Annotated in this window: 13 protein-coding genes; 7 read left to right on the top strand and 6 right to left on the bottom strand. The window is 58.9% G+C overall.

The features are described 5' to 3' along the window. The first annotated feature begins 87 nt into the window (after nt 1-87). The 3 genes from metE (at nt 88) to yfbR (ending at nt 4,010) form a co-directional block, all read left to right on the top strand. Nucleotides 88-2,385 (top strand): 5-methyltetrahydropteroyltriglutamate--homocysteine S-methyltransferase, encoded by a 2,298-nt coding sequence (gene metE / locus ACP4CD_RS14150; RefSeq protein WP_426991391.1) that lies wholly within the window; start codon nt 88-90, stop codon nt 2,383-2,385. Between the two features lie 237 nt (nt 2,386-2,622). After that, nucleotides 2,623-3,393 (top strand): ATP-binding protein, encoded by a 771-nt coding sequence (locus tag ACP4CD_RS14145; RefSeq protein ID WP_313729156.1) that lies wholly within the window; start codon nt 2,623-2,625, stop codon nt 3,391-3,393. An 11-nt stretch (nt 3,394-3,404) separates the two neighbouring features. Then, nucleotides 3,405-4,010, top strand: coding sequence for a 5'-deoxynucleotidase (gene yfbR / locus ACP4CD_RS14140; protein WP_426994685.1), 606 nt, complete (start codon nt 3,405-3,407; stop codon nt 4,008-4,010). A gap of 9 nt (nt 4,011-4,019) precedes the next feature. On the opposite strand, the gene ACP4CD_RS14135 is transcribed toward yfbR, so the two are convergent. Both ACP4CD_RS14135 and ACP4CD_RS14130 read right to left on the bottom strand, forming a co-directional pair. Continuing rightward, nucleotides 4,020-5,225 carry an MFS transporter gene (locus tag ACP4CD_RS14135; protein WP_426991389.1) on the bottom strand — a complete coding sequence of 402 codons (1,206 nt, stop codon included), beginning with the start codon at nt 5,223-5,225 and terminating at the stop codon, nt 4,020-4,022. A gap of 16 nt (nt 5,226-5,241) precedes the next feature. Then, complete coding sequence (locus ACP4CD_RS14130) at nt 5,242-6,366, bottom strand: aminotransferase class V-fold PLP-dependent enzyme (RefSeq protein WP_426991387.1); 1,125 nt, start codon at nt 6,364-6,366, stop codon at nt 5,242-5,244. Between the two features lie 201 nt (nt 6,367-6,567). Here ACP4CD_RS14130 and cysC point away from each other — a divergent pair, with 201 nt between their 5' ends. The 4 genes from cysC to ACP4CD_RS14110 are packed head-to-tail and all read left to right on the top strand — an operon-like array spanning nt 6,568 to nt 11,342. Then, the gene (cysC, locus tag ACP4CD_RS14125; RefSeq protein ID WP_064031627.1) at nt 6,568-7,212 is read left to right on the top strand and encodes an adenylyl-sulfate kinase; all 645 of its coding nucleotides are present in this window, start codon (nt 6,568-6,570) and stop codon (nt 7,210-7,212) included. After that, the gene (locus tag ACP4CD_RS14120; protein ID WP_281022167.1) at nt 7,193-8,155 is read left to right on the top strand and encodes a DHHA1 domain-containing protein; all 963 of its coding nucleotides are present in this window, start codon (nt 7,193-7,195) and stop codon (nt 8,153-8,155) included. Before cysC ends, ACP4CD_RS14120 begins: the two co-directional genes overlap by 20 nt. 19 nt (nt 8,156-8,174) lie before the next feature. Beyond that, nucleotides 8,175-10,517 (top strand): VanZ family protein, encoded by a 2,343-nt coding sequence (locus ACP4CD_RS14115; protein ID WP_426991386.1) that lies wholly within the window; start codon nt 8,175-8,177, stop codon nt 10,515-10,517. Between the two features lie 27 nt (nt 10,518-10,544). Further along, the gene (locus ACP4CD_RS14110; RefSeq protein ID WP_426991385.1) at nt 10,545-11,342 is read left to right on the top strand and encodes a hypothetical protein; all 798 of its coding nucleotides are present in this window, start codon (nt 10,545-10,547) and stop codon (nt 11,340-11,342) included. Between the two features lie 266 nt (nt 11,343-11,608). Here ACP4CD_RS14110 and ACP4CD_RS14105 read toward each other — a convergent pair whose 3' ends face one another. The 4 genes from ACP4CD_RS14105 to ACP4CD_RS14090 all read right to left on the bottom strand — a co-directional run bounded on the left by ACP4CD_RS14105 (nt 11,609) and on the right by ACP4CD_RS14090 (nt 16,717). Next, a complete protein-coding gene (locus ACP4CD_RS14105) occupies nt 11,609-12,748 on the bottom strand; it encodes a PepSY-associated TM helix domain-containing protein (protein WP_426991384.1) in 1,140 nt (379 codons plus the stop codon). Beyond that, nucleotides 12,748-15,084 carry a TonB-dependent receptor domain-containing protein gene (locus ACP4CD_RS14100; RefSeq protein ID WP_426991382.1) on the bottom strand — a complete coding sequence of 779 codons (2,337 nt, stop codon included), beginning with the start codon at nt 15,082-15,084 and terminating at the stop codon, nt 12,748-12,750. The genes ACP4CD_RS14105 and ACP4CD_RS14100 overlap by 1 nt, the downstream gene beginning before the upstream one ends. A 158-nt stretch (nt 15,085-15,242) precedes the next feature. Continuing rightward, the gene (locus ACP4CD_RS14095; RefSeq protein WP_426991381.1) at nt 15,243-16,196 is read right to left on the bottom strand and encodes a FecR family protein; all 954 of its coding nucleotides are present in this window, start codon (nt 16,194-16,196) and stop codon (nt 15,243-15,245) included. A gap of 8 nt (nt 16,197-16,204) precedes the next feature. Then, nucleotides 16,205-16,717, bottom strand: coding sequence for an RNA polymerase sigma factor (locus tag ACP4CD_RS14090; protein WP_071154917.1), 513 nt, complete (start codon nt 16,715-16,717; stop codon nt 16,205-16,207). Nucleotides 16,718-16,978 lie beyond the last annotated feature (261 nt).

The raw sequence follows: 16,978 nt of genomic DNA, 5'->3' as shown, positions 1-16,978 counted from the left end.
AATTGGTGAGAAAGCATCGATTATCGTCACTCAAATGCCTGAATACAATGCCTGACTTGTAAAACATTCAACAATAGGCATTTATCGATGATTAAAATTCACAATTTAGGTTTTCCCCGGATCGGCAAGAGCCGCGAACTGAAATTTGCGTTGGAGCGCTATTGGCGCGGCGAAATCGATGCCGACCAACTGCGCGCGGTTGGCGCCGATCTGCGCATCAGACATTGGCATTTGCAAGCCGGTTGCGGATTGGATTATCTGCCGGTGGGCGACTTTTCCTACTATGACCACGTGTTGGATACCAGCGCGATGCTGGGCGCGCTGCCGCCGCGCTTTGAATGGGCCGGCGGCGAGGTCGATTTCGACACCTATTTCCGGATGGCGCGCGGTCGCGGCGCGGACGGCATCGGCTGCCGGGCGTTGGATATGACCAAGTGGTTCGACACCAATTACCACTATTTGGTACCGGAGTTGAGCCCGGACCAGGTTTTCGCATTGTCCAGCCGGCGCTTGTTCGACGAAACTCGCGAGTTACAGGCGCTGGGTTACCGACCCAAACCGGTGTTGCTCGGGCCGCTTAGCTGGTTGTGGCTGGCGAAAAGCGTCGGCGATTTCGACAAACTGAGCCTGCTGGAGCGCGTGTTGCCGGTGTATCGGCAAATTCTGCAAGGATTGGCCGAGCAAGGGGTGGAATGGGTGCAGATCGACGAACCGATTTTGGTGCTGGACTTGCCGGAAGACTGGCGCGCCGCGTTAGCGACGGCCTATGCAGAGCTACAAGCGCCGGCGCCGAAGCTGTTGCTGACGACCTACTTCGGCGGCTTGGGCGACAACGCGGCCCTGGCTTGCGCGTTGCCGGTGGCCGGCTTGCATCTGGATCTGACCCGCGGCGGCGGGCAACTCGACGTGCTGGCCGAGCTGGGCGGCGGCAAGGTGCTGTCGCTGGGTTTGATCGATGGCCGCAACGTTTGGCGTTGCGATTTGGCGGCGGCGTTGGCGACTGTCGATCGGGCGCGGCGGGCGTTTCAGGGCGAAGTGTGGCTGGCGCCGTCCTGCTCGCTGTTGCATGTGCCTATCGATCTGGAGCGCGAAACCGGGCTGGACCCAGCCGTCAAACCGTGGCTGGCTTTTGCCAAACAGAAATTGACCGAATTGGAGTTGCTGCGTTTGGTGTTGGCGGAAGGCGTGGATGCCGCTCAACCGGAATGGGACGCGGCGTTGGCGGCCGTGGCGGCGCGGCAGCGCGCGGCGAGCTTGGGTAGCGGCGCGGCGAGCCTCCCAAGCGGGCTGGCCGGCGATCTGGACCAGCGCGCCAGTCCGTTCCCGATCCGGCGGGCCGCGCAGCAGGCCGAATTGAATCTACCGCTGTTTCCGACCACGACGATAGGCTCTTTCCCGCAGACCCCTGAAATTCGCAAGGCCCGCTTGGACTTTAAGCGCGGCGAGCTGGCCGATGCCGATTACCGGGCTTTCATGGAGCGCCAAATCAAACAGTGCATCCGCGAACAAGTGGCGCTGGGCCTGGACGTGCTGGTACACGGCGAGCCGGAGCGCAACGACATGGTCGAATATTTCGGCGAGCAATTGGACGGCTTCCTGTTTACCGGGCACGGCTGGGTGCAGTCCTACGGTTCCCGTTGCGTCAAGCCGCCGATCATTTACGCCGATGTTTCCAGGCCCAAGCCGATGACGGTGGCTTGGAGTCGCTATGCTCAATATTTGACCGACAAGCCGGTCAAGGGCATGTTGACCGGGCCGGTCACATTGCTGAACTGGTCTTTCGTTCGCGACGACCAGCCCAGGGCGCAAACCGCCTATCAATTGGCGCTGGCCATTCGCGGCGAAGTGGTCGATTTGGAAAAGGCCGGCATTCGGGTGATTCAAATCGACGAACCGGCTTTTCGCGAAGGTTTGCCGCTACGCCGCGCCGATTGGCCGGACTATCTGGATTGGGCGGCGCGGGCGTTTCGAATCAGCGCCGGCGGCGTCGGCGATGCAACGCAAATTCACACCCACATGTGTTATTCGGAATTCAATGACATCATCGCCGCGATCGCCGAGCTGGATGCCGACGTGATTACCATCGAAACGTCGCGCTCGGATATGGCCTTGCTGGACGCTTTCGGCGAGTATCGCTATCCCAACGATATTGGGCCCGGCGTTTACGACATCCACAGCCCTAACATCCCCGACAGCGCGCAAATGTTGGAACTGTTGACGCTGGCCGCCCGCCATATTCCGGCCGAGCGGCTGTGGGTCAATCCCGATTGCGGTCTGAAAACCCGGCAATGGCATGAAGTAAGGCCGGCGCTGGCGGCGATGGTCGTCGCGGCGGCTCAGGCCCGCCGGGAAGTCGATACCGTGCCGCTGGCGAGTGCCGGCTGATCCGGCCGGCGCGGCATGGCACCGCGTTGGGACGGATAGTCGGCATAGTATGGAATCGATGATTTCCACATGACTAAGGACTTGTTCACAAAAGCTGTGGATAAGTCTGTTGGCAAGCCGTTACCGAGTCGGCTAAGTTGTTGTCGCGACTACACTGATGTTAAATTGACTAAAAATTAGACAATCGAACGCCGATGTTCGCAACGTCGGCGCCGCCGGCCATACTTGGAAAACGACATGATAGATTGGAACAGAACTTATGCGGCAATCTGGCGTCAGCGCCAGGCTTATCTACGGCCGGTACGGGAGATCGATCCGATTCGGCTGGAGCAGTTGTTCGGCATCGACGAGCAAAAACGCCAATTGGTGTCGAACACCGAGCGCTTTTTGGCCGGCCAACCGGCCAACAACGCCTTGTTGTGGGGCGCGCGCGGCACCGGTAAGTCGTCGTTGGTCAAAGCTTTGTTGAACGCGTACAAGGACCGCGAGTTGCGGGTCATCGAAGTGGATAAACAAGATTTGCTGTATTTGCCGGAAATCGTCGACGAAATTCGCGAGCATCCGCAGCGCTTTATCGTCTACTGCGACGATTTGTCGTTCGAAGCCGGCGATACGCTCTACAAGCCGCTGAAAAGCGTGCTGGAAGGTTCTATCGAACTGCCGCCGGAGAACGTCAAGTTTTACGCGACCTCCAATCGCCGGCATTTGCTGCCCGAGCGGATGAGCGACAATCTGGATACGCTTTTGATCGACGGCGAAGTGCATTATTCGGACGCCATCGAGGAAAAAATTTCGCTGTCGGATCGCTTCGGTCTGCGCTTGGCGTTTTATCCGCAGCATACCCAGACCTATCTGGACATCGTCGACAGTTATTTTCCGGATTATCCCGGCGACCGAGCGATTTTGCACAAGGCCGCGCTGGATTTCGCCCATTTGCACGCCGCCAAGAACGGCCGCACCGCCAAGCAGTTTTACAATAGCCGGGCCGGGCGCGGACCCGCCGATTGAGCTTGGCCGGCATGACCGCTTCGGGCATCGTCAGCAGTTTCTACGCGTATTTGTCGCGCCTGCGTTGGATCAAACGCTGGGGCTTGAAACGCAATGCCCATGCCGAAAACGTCATGGAACACAGTTGGGAAGTGGCGGTAATCGCGCATACGCTGGCCTTGATCAAAAACCGCTACTTCGGCGGCGACGTGGATGCCAACGCGGTCGCCGCCGCCGCGCTCTACCACGATGTCACCGAGGTCATCACCGGCGATTTACCGACGCCGATCAAATACCATTCTCCGGAAATTCTCGGCGCCTATCGGCGCATCGAGCACCAAGCCGAAACCGAGTTGCTGAATCTGTTGCCGGACGCCTTGCGCGGCGATTTTCAAGCGCTGCTGTGCCAGGCGTTGTTGCCGGAATCGCAGCGGCAGTTGGTCAAGGCGGCCGACAAGATTTCGGCCTATTTGAAATGTCAGGCGGAATTGAAGGCCGGCAATGCCGAGTTCGAGCTGGCCGCCGCGCAATTGGCGGTGGATATCGAGGCCTTGCAGCAACCGGAAGTGGTGTTTTTCATGGACGTCTTCGCGCCCAGTTGCGGCTTGACGTTGGACGGTCTGATGCAAACCCGCTGACGGCCTGGCTTATTGGAGTTGTTTCAAATCCAGTTTGCGTAATTTCGGCGCCAGGACGGCGGTGGCGGCGACCACCAGCAGCGTCATCGTGCCGCCGAAGATCACCGACGGAATCAGCCCCAGCCAACGCGCGGCGAGGCCGGACTCGAACGCGCCCAGTTCGTTCGACGAGCCGATGAACAGGCCGTTGATCGCGGTGACCCGGCCGCGCATTGCATCCGGCGTCGCCAGTTGCATGATGGTGCTGCGCATCACCACCGACACGCCGTCGCAAACCCCGGACAACATCAGGGCCGCCGCGCCCAGCCAGAACAGCGGCGCCAGCGCGAAACCGATCATGCATAAGCCGAAGCCGGCCACCGCCGCCAACAGCCAGCGCCCGGCATTGCGCTCCAACGGGAAGCGGGCCAGGGCCAGGCCGGTCAATACCGCGCCGGCCGCCGGCGCGGCCCGCAAGATGCCCAAGCCTTCCGGACCGTAGTGAAACACGTCCTGGACAAAGGCCGGCAGCATCGCCATCGCGCCGCCGAACAACACCGCGAACATGTCCAGCGCCTGCGCGCCCAGTACGATTTGGTTGCCGAACACGAAGCGCAGGCCTTCGCCGATGCTGGCGAAGATCGGCGCCGCGGCGGCCGGCGGCCGTGCCTGGATGCGCAGCAGCAATAAAGCCAAGGCCGCGGTCAGTGCGAGTCCTGCCGCCACGCCGTAGGCGGCGATCTTGCCGGCCGCCGCGATCAACAAGCCGCCCAGCGCCGGGCCGGCCACTAAACCGAACTGAAACACCGAGCTGCCCAGGCCGGCGGCTCGGGCGTAAAGTTCGCGCGGCAAAACCGCCGCGAACAAGGCGCCGTAAGTCGGGCCTATGAAGGCGCGGGCCACGCCGGTGCCGGCGATACCGGCGTAAATCCACGATTCCGCGCTACCCGGTATGCGGCCGGCCGCGACGGCGACAAGCAACAGGCCGTTCAGGCACAGCAGCAGACTGGCGGCCACGCCGAACCAGCGCCGCGAATAATGATCGACCGCATAGCCGGCGAACAACGCACAGCAAAAATACGGAATCACCTCCGCTAGACCGACTAGCCCCAGGGCCAGCGTGTCGTGGGTCAATTCGTAAAGATGCCAGCCGACCACGGTGGCCGTGGTTTGATAGGCCAGTACCACCAGCAGGCGGAAGCCGAGCAGTTTTAAAAACGCGGAATTGCGCAACATCGGATCTCGCCGCCGCTCAGGCCGCCGCGCCGGCGATGTCCAGCGCCCGGTCGAGTTCGGTCAAGCTATTATAAAAATGCGCCGAGAAGCGTATCCCGCCGCCGCGCGGGGCGCAGACCACTTGGTGGCGCTGTAAATGCCGGTACAGAGCGGCATTGTCGGCGCGGCGGTGTTGAAAGGTGACGATGCCCGATTGCAACGGCGTGGCGGGTGGGGCCAGCAACACCAAATTCGGATCGGCGCCGATTCGCTCGCGCAAATAGGCGGCGCGTTCCAGCACCAAGGATTCGATGGTGGCCATGCCGGTTTCCAGCAGCAAGGACAAGCTGGCGGACAGCGCATGAATCCCGACCATATTCGGACTGCCGCATTCGAAGCGGCGGGCGGTGGGGTGGACTTCCCACGGCCGGTTTTCGTAATTGTGCGTGTCCTTCATCATGTGCCAACCGTATTGCGTCAGCTTGAGACGGTCGCGCGCGGCCGGCGTCGTGTAGAACACACCTAGACCTTCCGGGCCGAACAGCCACTTGTGGCCGTCGGCCATCACGAAATCGGCGCCGCAGGCTTGCACGTCGAATCGCACCGCGCCCAGACTTTGAATCGCATCGACGCAAAACAAGATATCGCGTTTTTTACAGAACTCGCCCAGTCGTTCGAGATTCAGGCGCAGGCCGTCGGCGAACTGGATCGAGCTGACCGCCAGCAAGCGGGTCCGGCGGTCGATCAGCGCGATTAACGCGTCTTCCGGCGTCGCGCCGTCGCGCATATCGGCCTCGCGGAACTCGACGCCTTGGTCGGCCAACGATTGCCACGGCAATCGGTTGGACGGAAATTCCTGGTTGCTGGAGACGATGTTGTCGCCGGCTTGCCAAGTAAGGCCGTAGGCGACGAAGGACAAGGCCTCCGAGGTGTTTTTGACCAGCGCGATATCGTCGGCGGACGGCGCGTTCAGCAAGTCGCGGAATTGCTCGCGCAGCTCGGTTTGTTTCTTCAGCCAGTCCAGGTAAAAGTGCGAGCCGTAGCGGCTGTTTTGCTCGGCGAAGGCGATCGCCGCCTCGCTGGTACGTTTCGGCCACGGCGCGACCGCGGCGTGGTTCAGGTAAATCAGATCGTCGATCAGCGGGAATTCGGGGTGTCTCATTTCAGGTTTCCGAGTTGCGGGGAGCACGGGCGTGGGCCGGCTCGTCGCGTGGCCGGCCCGGCTATCATAACGGTCGCAAGCGCGAATGCCAAAATGGTCGTCGGCCGTAAGCCTGGTGGCGTTGGCCCGCGACATTTTGGGGCAATTGTTTGAGAGCGCCGAATCAAGTAGTCTTTAGCCTTTTAATCGGTTAGGGACGGCATGAAACAGCAGAGCTGCAATACGATCTGGCATCAAGCCAGCGTGACTCGCGCCCGGCGGGAAGCGTTGAACGGACATCGCTCGGCGATACTCTGGTTTACCGGATTGTCGGGGGCTGGCAAATCCACCTTGGCGCATGCGGTCGAAGAGCGTTTGCACGAACTGGGTTGTTTGACCTTCGTGTTGGACGGCGATAACGTCAGGCACGGCTTGTGCGGCGATCTGGGCTTTAGCGATGCCGATCGTCACGAGAATATCCGACGGGTCGGCGAATTGGCCAAGTTAATGCTGGAAGCCGGCGTGATTACGTTGACGGCCTTCATTTCGCCGTTTCGCGCCGAGCGCGAACTGGCGCGGCGCTTGGTCGCCGACGGCGATTTCATCGAGATTTATTGCAATTGCAGTCTGGACGTGTGCGAGAGTCGCGACGTCAAAGGCTTGTACCAAAAGGCGCGCCAAGGCCAAATCCCGCATTTCACCGGTATTTCGTCGCCTTATCAGCCGCCGGACCACCCGGAATTGATCGTGAATACCGATCAGGCGGAGCTGAAGGCTTGCGTGGAGCAGGTCATGCGGGTCTTGACGGCGCGCGGCGTGGTTGCCGCCGAACGCGACGAGGCGGGCGATGCAATACGACGTCTTTAACGGCGATGCCGACGGCATTTGCGCGCTATTGCAATGGCGGCTGGCTTATCCCGAGCCCTCGATTTTGGTAACCGGTATCAAGCGAGACATCGCATTGCTGGAGCGCGTGCCGGCGCGTGCCGGCGATCGGGTGACGGTGCTGGACGTTTCGCTGGACCGCAATCGAGCGGCGCTGTTGAAGTTGTTGGCGGGCGGTGTCGAGTTATTTTACATCGACCATCATTTCGCCGGCGAAATACCAATACATCCCCGCTTTAGCCATCGCATCGACACCGCGTCCGACTGCTGTACCAGTTTGCTGATGAACGCGCATTTGGCTGGGCGTCACGTCGCGTGGGCGGTGGTGGGGGCGTACGGCGACAATCTTGATAGCGGCGCGGCGGAGGCGGCTCAGTCGCTGAGTTTATCGGCACGGCAATTGCTTGAGCTACGCCAGCTCGGCATTTGCATCAATTACAACGCGTACGGCAGTTGTCTCGAAGATTTGAATATCGCCCCGGACGATTTATATCGCCGATTGAGCGTTTACGCGACCCCGTTCCAGTTCGTGGCCGACCAGCCGGAACTGTATCGGCAATTGCTGGATGGATACGCGGCCGATATGGCGGCCGCGGCGGGTTTGGAGCCCGAGTTTAGCAACGAGGCGATCGCGGTTTATGTGTTGCCGGACCAAAAATGGGCCAGGCGCGTCAGCGGCGTGTGGGCCAACGCCTTGGCCAACGGGGCGCCGGAGCGTGCCCATGCGATCGTCGGTGTCAACGCTCGCGGCAGCTACCAAGTCAGTGTCCGCGCGCCTTTGACCAACAAGGCCGGTGCCGACGAATTATGTGCCGGCTTCGGCGGCGGCGGCCGTAAGGCGGCGGCCGGGATCGACGATTTGGCTATCGATAGATTCGATGAGTTCGTGGAAACCTTCAATCGACGCTATTCTGATTTGCGATGAACGGACTTTCGGTGTTGCCGTGAAAAATCGGTTGTTGCTGGCTTGTGTTTTATACACGGTCTTTGTGATCTACGGCAGTTTGGTGCCGTGGCAGTATAACGGCTTGTCTTTTGGACAGGGGTGGCGGCGGTTTCAACAAATTCCCTATTTGGACTTGGGTATTGCTTCCCGAGCGGACTGGGTAGCCAACATCTTGTTGTTCGTGCCGCTGACGTTTGGCTGGTTGGGCTGGTGGTCTTATCAGCGGAGTCAGGCGGCCCGGATTGTGGCAACGCCGCTGGTGTGGCTGGCGGGCTTGGGATTGTGCTTGGGCATCGAATTTACCCAGGTCTTCTTCCCGCCACGTACCGTGTCGATCAACGATGTGGTCGCGGAAAGCTTTGGCGGGGCGGTCGGGCTGGCCGCTTGGTGGCGGTGGGGCGAGCGATTGATGAGCTGGCTGGTCGCATGGCAGCTTCGACATCAAGGCGTCACTCCGTATTTGCAACTCTATTTGGCCGGTTTATTCGGTTATAGCGTGTTGCCGCTGGATCTGACTCTCAGTCCGGTCGAGTTCTACCATAAGTGGCACGAGGACCGAATCATCCTATTGCCTTTCGGCGGTCTGACTGGCGATTGGCTGAAGAATGTCTACGATATTTTGGCTGATGTCGCGCTTTGGGTGCCGGTGCCTTGGCTTTGGGCGAAGTTGACCCCGATGACGCCACGCCAGATATTGTGGAGGGTATTCTGGTCCGCTCTGGCGATAGAGGGTTTCCAACTGTTTGTTTACAGCCGGGTAACCGATGTGACCGATATCGGCTTGGCGGTCGTCGGCGGCGGTTTAGGTCTGCGTTTGTTGGGCCGGTGCGGCTGGCAATCCGCGGCTGGACTGCATGGCGATACGCTAGGGCGTCGCTTAACGCTTTACGGGAGGTTGGGGTACGTGTCGTGGGGTTTGCTGCTGATCGCGACCCTTTGGTATCCCTACGATTTTCGTTTCGAGCGTCAAGCGCTGCTCGGATGGGAGAGCCGGTTTTTCAGCGTACCTTTGCGGGCGTATTACTACGGCACCGAATACCGAGCCATCACCGAGGTATTCCACAAACTGCTATTTTTCGTCCCGGTTGGGGGCTTTTGCCGGGTGATGTTTGTAGCGCTTGCGAAGCGGCCGCGCCGGTGGGTGTCGGGATTGGCAATTGCCGTCGTCGCGTTGGTCGTCGAATCCGGGCAGATGTTTATCCCCGGCAAAAATTCCGATATGACCGACTTGTTGCTGGAAATCGGTGGCGGTCTGTTGGGGTTTTTAGTGACTGGGCGGGTATTGGCGGAATTTTACGAAGACTCGCGGTCGGTCCTTGGCGACCCGCCGTCGGTTCTCGCCGAGTCGCCGAACGCCGTTGCGAAGGGTAGGTCCACGAATGGCGGATGGTGGCCGATGTTGCTGGGGGTAAGCGTGACTTGGGCCGCGTTGACCTGGGTTAGTCAGTATCCAGGCACACCGTACAACGTTCGGGAGTGGTTTTCCGCCGATTTTCCGGCGCTGAGCGCTTTCGGTTTGACAGTGCTGTTTTTTTGGTGCTTCGGCGGTCCGTTGGCGTTTTTATTAAATGCGCTGGGACGCGGTGCCGGCATGGGTTTTTGTCCCAAGGTTTTGGCTTTGCACGGTTTGGGAGCGTGGCTGATGGTTCGCCTGTGCCTGCCGTTGGAAAGCCTGCATGATATCGTGGGTTCGCCGATCTTGCCGGTCAACGCCGAGTTGGAATTGGTGGTCCGGTTTTTGGGCTTATTCGGTGTATTTTCGATTTTGCAGCAAGGCGGCAACCATCTGGCCTTGTTGCCGTTGGCACGCTCCGGTCATTTCGCCAGGTTGTTCGTCGTCGGCGGCGTGTGGGCGGCCGTGGTGTTGCCGCTTGGTTTTTGGATCGTCGTCGATCGGGCCGCGACCGACAATCTGACCGAGCTATTGCCGAATGGCGGTTACGCCTGGGCCGTGTTGAATATCGGAATTTATTGGTTTTTGGTGAGTTGGTTAAGTTCGTCGCTGGTGGTTAGCGCGGTATTTTTCAAGATTAAGCGCTTTTCGGTGGTTTTGGCGGCATTCCTGGTGTCGTTCGAAGTGGGATATCGCTTAGTGAATTGGGGAACCGAGCAGTACGTCTTGAAATACGATCAAGTCTTTTCAACGCTGCAGTTTTTATTGAGTAGCGACCGAGCGCATTTGACGCCGATAGCCGAGCTACGCGGGCGGTTTTATCCGCTGCATGCCGGCATCGTGGCTCTCGGCTTTTTTGCGCAGTATGCGATGGCGGTAATGTTCCGAGATCGCATTCAACAGAATTATTCGGCGCCCAAGCGGCGGAACCTCTTCAACGGGAGATAGCTTTGACTGGAGTTTGGATATTATGGGTTGCCGGCGGCTTGGCGCATCGCGATGCCGGGCGGTAACTCGGACGTGGCATTGTTTCGGATCAGTCCTTTCAGGCTGCCTCGTTTGGCTTGCGTGGCGGCATGCGTCTGGTTGATCGGGGGAGAACCGGCGTGGGCCGGCGCGCCCAGGAGCGGCGGAGTTTCGGTGGCGACTACCGAGGCGACGGCCGGCGCCGATAGCAAGCTCGGCACCGGTCGCGTCGAACAGACACCGAACACCGCCGAAAATCCGGCGGTAAATGTCGAGCGTAAGCCGTTTGCGGCGGATTTCTCCGCGCAAGTGGCGATGACTCAGGCGCTATTGGTCGAGCAGCGCAGAATGGAAGCGCTGATGACCGGCCATGTTGCGCAAAATTCGCTACCAGGACAAAGCGACATCCATGACCGCTTCCAACAGGTATACGGCTTAGCGATTGAAGCGCCGGCTTACGATCAATTGCTGAACGACATTCGAAGTCAAATCGGCGAAGAAACGTATAGCCGTTTGCTATGGACTTATTTCGATATCAAAGCGTTGGACGTAAGTATCAATGCTCGTTTGGCGGAATACGATCAGGCCCTCAGGCAGTGGATGCAGGATACTCAGCAACGCTGGGGGCTGGACCAGCGCTTTGCTTTTCTCGGGGTTTCCGAGTTGGAAAACAGGATGGAGGTGTCCACGGATTTGGGACCGGTGCCGATTTTGTCGCCAACCCACGCCGGGGGAAAGCGGTTTTGGATATTCGCCAAAATCCGAACGGCGTTGCGGAGGGTGGTATCAACGAGGACGGATTTGTAGCGCGATTGATAAAACTCTTTACGATCAAGAACTTCGTGCTATTGTCGCTAGTGGTGTTTTCGCTCGGTTTGCTGTTTCGCGGATTCCGGTTTTTAGTGCGCCAGCGCAATGCCTAGGTTTACTCGGCAGTGTCTGCTATAAGGTTCCGCCGAGTTCGGTGTACGGTTCCGTCGCGGCTCGGATTTTAGCGTTTCATAGCTTGCCGGGCTTAAACGGCCTTACGCACGCCGCCGGTTTTGCCTTGAAGAGCACTCAAGGTACTTCGGTTAGCTGCCCCGCGGTTTAAACTGGTGGCGGCTTCGGCGTTTTTGTAACCAACGAACCAAGCCGGTGGCGTAGAGCAGCGCGCAAAGCGGCCCCGCCGCGAAAATTAACAAGCGGCCGGGCAAGCCGAAGGCTTCGCCGCTGTGCAGAGGATGCAGCCAACTCCAGAATAATTCGCCGCCGCTAAAATTCTCGGGGGCGTTCACCGCTAATACCTCGCCGCTATATTGATCGATCCAGACGTTGGTTTTCGGAAAGCGCCGGCCCGGCTCGCCGGGCTGGCGCAGATTGATGCGGTAGCTGCCGGCCGCGTCGTTTGGCGTTTCGATCCAGACCAGTGTAGCGTTCGGATAGCGCGCCATTCCCGCCGACACGGCGGTATCCACGTCGATGGTTTTGCCGCCGGATTGGCGGGAGCGCGGGTTGGGCGGGTCGTGCATCGGCGCAGCCTGCATCACCAACGGCTTCACGTATTCGGGGATCTCCAACGCGATGCCGGTGATCGCCAAAACCGCAAATACGAGCCATCCGTATACGCCGGCCAGCTTATGCAGATCGTAGATCAAGCGTTCGGAGCTCGCGCGTTTTTTCAAGGTCAATGCGGTTCGCCATTTGCCCGAATGCGGCCACCAGAGCACCAGGCCGCTGATTAGCGCGATCAGCAGTAAGCCGCCGATGACCGCCATCACCAGCTTGCCCGGCCGGTCCAGCAATAAGGCGTAATGTAAGTCGTACAGCCAGGTGGTCAGGCTGTCGCCCCAAAGATGGCGTCGCACGACCTGACCGGTATAGCGATCCACCGAGACCAGCAGCGGCGCGAACGACTTCCGTTCTGTTTCGATGGGTTTGTAATAGCGAGCGGTGACGGCGCGTAGCGGATTTTCGGGGTTTTCCAGTCGCCAGCCATGCGGCCGTTCCGGTTCGGCGCGGCGCAGAGTCTGGTAAGTGGCTTCCCAGCTTAGCGGCGGGTTGGCGCTGGGTTTGGCGAGCAGCTCCGGCGCCAGGATGGGGTCCAGTTCCTGGTAAAACACCAACACGCTGCCGGTAATGCCGGTCAGCGTTAGCAACAAACCTAGATTGAGTCCCAAGTAAAGATGCAGCGCCCGCCAGAATCGGCGGGTGCCGCCTGTGCGCGAAGCCATCAATAATCAAACTTGACGTTGACGGCGCCGTAGAACGCAATGCCGTCGCCTGGCGAGAAGAACGGTTGGGCGGTGGCGCCGAAGCTTTCGTCGTACCAAACGTATTCCCGGCGAACGTCTGCCAGGTTCTTGGCCTGAAATTGCACTTCCACTTCCTTGGTCACCTGATAGCCCAAATCCAGGTTCAGCAAGGCGTATTCGCCGTATTTGCCGCGGACATTGGCCTGGTCTACGAAATAGTCTCCCTGGCCGCTGGTCCATAGCGACGAACGCAGTTGCGGCAGGATTTGGTAATCGATGCCGGCCGAAAACAAGTAATTCGGGGTATTGACCACCTGATTGCCTGCGACGTATTGCATCGCACTGGAAACAGCTGGCGGATTGGTGACTTTGGCTTCCTGCAACGAGTAGGCGGCCCAAACACCAACTTTGTCGGTCGGATAAACCTTGATCTCAATGTCCACGCCCTGCCTTTTGGTGGCGCCGATCATCGTCGAATCCACGCTGGCCAGATTGCGGCTGATTTCGTTGCTGGCGTCTTGCGCCCAATAAGCGACCCGGCCTTCGGCCCAATCCACTGGTTTTAGTTTTATGCCCACTTCCCAACCGTCGTTCAAAGAAGGGCCAATATTCTTTTGGCTGCTATTCAGAATGAATGTGGCTTGACCCAAACCTACCTGAAATGTGCGTCCCCAGTTTCCGTAAAGGCTATAGCCTTCGACGGGTGTAATCACCGCTCCGATTTTCGGCTGGGAAATAGTGCCGTAATCGTTCAATGGATAGGCGCCGTAGGTCGAGCCAGCGCGGTGATTGAAAAAGCTGCCGTCGATGATGTCGGCACGGTAGCCCGGCGTCAGCTTTAACCATTTGAACGGCTTGATCACGGCCTGAATGTAGCCGCCGTAGTTCAAGAAGTCCCACTTCTCGTCGTTACGCAAACCTGTGCTTCGGCGAACCCGGCTATCGGTCAAATAGCGCAGATATTTGTTTTCCTGTTGCTGGAAATCGAAGCCGGTTTCCAGCGAAAAGTCGTCCAGCCAACTGACCACCGGATGGTAGGTCAGCGAGGTCATCGCGCCGTATTGGATTTCGTCGCGGTCGCGTTCTTGCTGCGTTGCGCCTGGGCCGTAAGTCACGTAGCGCTGGTCGTCGAACAAGGTGCCGTAAACCTTGGACGACCAGAATAAGGTTTGGCTGAGGTTGACGTCCAAATGGGTGCTGACTTGACCAACCGTGCGTTTGCCGCCGTCAGTGGCATTTCGGGCGAAGGTTTGGGTTTGATTGAGTAGCTGTTCCTGATAAGTCATGTAGCCCGGTTCTTGAGCGCCGGCTTCGCTCCAGCGGGCGATCAGACCTATTTTGTATTTTTGGTCGTCCGGCGTGTAAAACCATTTGCCGGAAAAACTGTTTTTATCGGTGTCGCTGTGGTCGCGGTAGCCCTCGCTGGCGCGGTAGGAAATCTGATAATTTTGCGAGAAGCCGTCCTTTTCGTAGCCAAGTCCGGATTGGATGTCGTGGGTATTGAAGCTGCCGTAACCTACCCGGCCCTTGACGTAGTTACCGCCGGTGGTGGTGTTCATGCTGATGTTGCCGGCGAAGGAGTGCAGGCCGTAGCGGGCGTCGTTGGTGCCCCGGACCACTTCAATCGACTCGATGTCCAGCGGAAACAATGAATCGACGAAATAGGTGTCGCCGCTATTGGTGTTGCTCGGAATACCGTCGATCAAAAGCTTGACTGCGTTGACCCGGCCTTCGCCGTTAAAACCGCGAAACGACATTTTTCCGGTCGTGATGCCTTGGCCGAATTGAGTGACCTGCACGCCGGGCATGCGGTGGAACAAGTCGTAGGCGGTCAACACGTTTTGATCGGCAATTTTGTCGGCGTACATGATGTCCACCGAGGTGGCAATGTCCTTGCTGGTCAATTTGCCGTTTTGTTCGTTGTCGCTCACCGTGACCGCGCCGAGTTCGAAAATCGAATCGTCGTTGACTGCTTTCGGTTTGGGTGGTGGGACTTTTTTGATGGCGATCATGCCGTCGCCGACCGTTTCGTATTGTAAGCCGTTTTTCGACAATACTTTCTCCAAGGCTTGGCCGATCGTGAATTGGCCGCGCAGAGCCTCGGCGCTCAGGCCTTGCACGACCGCGTCGGCATAAATCAGCTTGGTGCCGGTGGATTTGGCCAATTGTTCCAGCGTCGCGGCCAAGGCTTGCGGCGGCAGGTCGAAACGGCTGGCGCCATTGTCGGCTAGCGTCTCGAAACTGGCCGCCAACGCCAATGCCAGCAACGGTAAGGTCCGGCGCGCTTGGGCCGGCGCCCATAGTCCTATCTTCATGTTGATCTCCTGGTTTCGTGGATTGCGGCAAGATCGTGTTTGCCTTAATACCTAATAACGATCCGGAACAGACGAACTGGACAATTATTTTTGCAGAGCCATGTTTGAACAGCTCTAGCGAAGCGCTTGTGCCGGAAAAATCCAGTCTGGCAACGGGTTTAGCGCGGATGCAGTACGATGGTCTGTTTTTGCTGTTGTACCCGAACCGGCAGGATTTTTTCGAGCGCCAGCAAAAACGGTTTTAAATCGTCGGTATCGAAGCGGCCGCTGACGGTCTGGCGCGCCAGTTCGGGGGCGGCCAACACGAAATGCACCGGATGGTAGCGTTCCAACTCCGCCGTCACATCGGCGAGCGGGGTATGGTCGAACCAAAGCTGGCCGTCCGTCCAGGCGAGAGATCGTTCGCGGGTGGCGGGCTGGATTGGCAACCAGCGGCCGTTGGCGTCGATTTGCCGGCTGAAACCGGCGCGCAAGTTCTGGCCGATCCAGCTGGATTCCTTGCGCAGTTCCACTTCGCCTTCCAGAACTGCTACCGCCGTTCCCGCCGCGCCGCGCCGGACGTTGAATACGGTACCTATGTCGCTGATTCGAATCCCGCCGACGGCAACGCCGAACGGTTGCCAAGTGCGATGCGCGACGTCGAACAGCGCCTCGCCCTGCTGCAGCTCGACTTCCCGGCGTAGCCAGGACATTCTGACACTGAGTCGAGTCGCGGTATTCAGCTGTATGCTCGATCCGTCGCCGAGGACGACGGTGCGGCGTTCGCCGATGCCGGTTTGGTAGGTCTCCTGGGGAGCGCTGGCGTGTTGCCACCAGGCGCCGCCCAGCAATCCGCAGGCGAACAGCGCGCTGAACAGTGCGGAGGTTTTGCGCCAGGAGCGGCGGCCGGCGGCGCGAGCGTCGTTCAGGCCGGGGACATCCCGCCCTTTCAGCGTGTCGATGTCGCCCCAGAGCTGTTCGATTTCGAAATACGCTTGGCTGTGGGCGGGGTTTTCAGTCAACCAGTCTTCGAACTGTTGGCGCAACAGATCGGTGCACTGTTCCGACTGCAATTCCACGAACCAAGTCGCGGCTTGCTTCAGCAGATTTTGTTGTTCGGCGGCGGTCTTCATGGCGGGTCTCAACCGGTCTCTAGCAAGGCCCGGTGGCAGTGCAACATGGCTTTGACCAATTGACGCTGGACCGTCTTTTCCGAAATGCCCAGTTGCTTGGCGATGTCGTGGTAGCTGAGTTCATCGAATTTGCGCAGCAGAAAAATGTGTCGGCATTGGCCGGGCAGTCCGGCGATGGCTTGCAGCAAGCGTTGGCACTGTTGACCAAGCATAGCAGATTCGTCCGGTTGCTTGGCAGGGCAGGGGACGGTTTCGTCAATGATGGTCTCGCGCATTTCCCGGCGGCGATTCTGACGGACAAAGTCTATCGCGAGGCGCTCGGCTGTGCGAAATAGATAGCCGGTCAAGTTTTCGTCATGGCTGAGCTCGTGTTTGCGCAGCAAGCGTAAATAGGTTTCTTGACTGAGATCCTGAGCAGTATCCGGGCAATTAACCCGCTGTAGCAAATAGGCGACCACGGTGTCTCGGTGGTCGCGAAACAATTCGACGATTTGCTGCTGGTGTAACGTGATGGCGGTCATGGGCTGCCTCCGCGGCAAACTTGGCGGATAAAACCCTAGAAATTCGCAATCAATATGCCAGTTTCCTGTTAAGGCTTGTTGTTTCTGGATCGAAGTCTTTTTGGGGAGGAGCCGGAGTGGCGTCGGCGCGGAAAAACTACGGCAAATGACCTAGCGGGGTGTGGGAAATGCCGTATTTTGCCGGCGACCGCGATTCGGTCGGCATCTATAGGGGCGATCGCTTCCGCTGCCCTAATCCTTCGCTTTCCGCTATGATGCCGC

This window comes from Methylomonas stagni (assembly GCF_050154735.1).
Lineage (GTDB): Bacteria > Pseudomonadota > Gammaproteobacteria > Methylococcales > Methylomonadaceae > Methylomonas > Methylomonas koyamae_A.
Note: the sequence above shows the minus strand (reverse complement) of the source record. Positions and strands in the feature narration are given on the sequence as shown.

Bases quoted from the DNA above. Each gene is read 5' to 3' on its own strand.
- metE (WP_426991391.1), top strand. From the start codon at position 88: ATGATTAAAATTCACAATTTAGGTTTTCCCCGGATCGGCAAGAGCCGC.
- ACP4CD_RS14145 (WP_313729156.1), top strand. From the start codon at position 2,623: ATGATAGATTGGAACAGAACTTATGCGGCAATCTGGCGTCAGCGCCAG.
- yfbR (WP_426994685.1), top strand. From the start codon at position 3,405: ATGACCGCTTCGGGCATCGTCAGCAGTTTCTACGCGTATTTGTCGCGC.
- ACP4CD_RS14135 (WP_426991389.1), bottom strand. From the start codon at position 5,225: ATGTTGCGCAATTCCGCGTTTTTAAAACTGCTCGGCTTCCGCCTGCTG.
- ACP4CD_RS14130 (WP_426991387.1), bottom strand. From the start codon at position 6,366: ATGAGACACCCCGAATTCCCGCTGATCGACGATCTGATTTACCTGAAC.
- cysC (WP_064031627.1), top strand. From the start codon at position 6,568: ATGAAACAGCAGAGCTGCAATACGATCTGGCATCAAGCCAGCGTGACT.
- ACP4CD_RS14120 (WP_281022167.1), top strand. From the start codon at position 7,193: ATGCAATACGACGTCTTTAACGGCGATGCCGACGGCATTTGCGCGCTA.
- ACP4CD_RS14105 (WP_426991384.1), bottom strand. From the start codon at position 12,748: ATGGCTTCGCGCACAGGCGGCACCCGCCGATTCTGGCGGGCGCTGCAT.
- ACP4CD_RS14100 (WP_426991382.1), bottom strand. From the start codon at position 15,084: ATGAAGATAGGACTATGGGCGCCGGCCCAAGCGCGCCGGACCTTACCG.
- ACP4CD_RS14095 (WP_426991381.1), bottom strand. From the start codon at position 16,196: ATGAAGACCGCCGCCGAACAACAAAATCTGCTGAAGCAAGCCGCGACT.
- ACP4CD_RS14090 (WP_071154917.1), bottom strand. From the start codon at position 16,717: ATGACCGCCATCACGTTACACCAGCAGCAAATCGTCGAATTGTTTCGC.